Here is a 1353-nt window from a genome sequence, read left to right as displayed (position 1 = left end):
TGTGCTGTGAAGGGAGATGTCGGACAGTCGGTGAAGGGACATGTCGGACAGTGCGTGTGTTAGGTCGAGGGTAGGGGTTTGGTGGGGCGGCGGTTGCGGGGAAGGCCGGAGCTGGTGTCTTTGTGGTCGGGGTCGAGGGTGAGTCGTTTGACGAGGTCGTGGCCGTGGAAGACGACGACCTGGAGGTTGTCGTGCAGGACGTGGAGGTGGGCGCCGGCCCATTCGCGGCCGAGCGCGATGCGGTAGCCACCGTAGATGTCGATGCGGCCTTTGGCGCAGGCGGTGTGGCGGGTCAAGGTGGTGCGGGGGCTGGGTGGCTGGTCGGGGTCTGGGCCGGCTTTGGGGGTGGCGTGGTAGCGCTGGTCCGGGGTTTGCCCGGCGATGCCTTGGTGGGGGCGTTGGGTATTGAAGATGACGTCGTAGCCGTCCAGCAGGCGTTGCAGATCGGCCAGGTCTGTGGCCGGTGGCCGGGCGTCGAGCCAGTTCTTGAGTGGTTTCCAGTCGCGTTCTTTCTTCCCGCAGGTCTGTGGGTGATACGGCGCGCAGGTCGCGTGATAGACCCCGATCCGGGCCAGGCGCGCCTCGAACTCCGAGTACGCACCCGGCCAGCGGCGCCGGATGCTGAACGCGGCGCCGTTGTCGGACAGCACCACCACCGGCTTGCCGTGCCGCTCCAGCGCCTGCTTCATGCACTCCCACACCGACACACCGGTCTCACCGTCGGCGGCCACCGTGGCCAAGATCTTGCGGGAATGGTCATCGATGACTCGCACGATCACGACCTTGGCCCCCGAGGCCAGGCGCCACTGGGTCCCATCGATCTGCCACATCCCGTTGGGTGACATCGCCTCGAACCGGCGATAACTGGAATGCGGCCGCTTGGCCGGCGACACCTCCACACAGCCGTGCACGGCCAGGACCTTGTGCACCGTGCGAGCCGATGGCAACCCCTCGACCCCAGCCAGCCGCAACCAGTCCCGCACACTCCTGGCCCCGCCGTCCCAGCCCTGCTCAACCAACTCGTGATGCTTGGCCACCAGCAACTCCACCACCGCCGGCGGTGTCGCGTTCGGAGACCGGTGCGGCCGCCTCGACTTCGGCAGCAACCCCTGCAACCCCTCAGCCTCCAACTGCGCCCGATACCGGTAGAACGTGTCCCGGCTGATGCCGTACTCCCGGCACAACCCCGACACCGCTCCCCGCGGCACCTCGTCCAGCACAACCAAAGCACCGATCGCGAACCGAACCTCCATCGGAACCACCAGATCCGCCACGACCCACCAACGAACCGCAGCCATCAAGTGTCCGACATGTCCCTACACACAACCGTCAGACATGTCCCTTCAGAACACA

Annotated in this window: 1 protein-coding gene; it reads right to left on the bottom strand. The window is 66.4% G+C overall.

Going from position 1 to position 1353, the window contains the following annotated elements; all coding sequences use genetic code 11:
* Positions 1-59: 59 nt before the first annotated feature.
* Positions 60-1298, bottom strand: a complete 1239-nt coding sequence (locus ACIA49_RS41840; RefSeq protein WP_396383933.1) for a DDE-type integrase/transposase/recombinase — start codon at positions 1296-1298, stop codon at positions 60-62.
* Positions 1299-1353: the final 55 nt, after the last annotated feature.

This window comes from Kribbella sp. NPDC051587 (genome assembly GCF_044453945.1).
Taxonomy (GTDB): Bacteria; Actinomycetota; Actinomycetes; order Propionibacteriales; family Kribbellaceae; genus Kribbella.
Note: the sequence above shows the minus strand (reverse complement) of the source record. Positions and strands in the feature narration are given on the sequence as shown.

Excerpts from the sequence above, each read along its gene's own strand:
- ACIA49_RS41840 (WP_396383933.1), bottom strand. The coding sequence starts at position 1,298 with ATGGCTGCGGTTCGTTGGTGGGTCGTGGCGGATCTGGTGGTTCCGATG.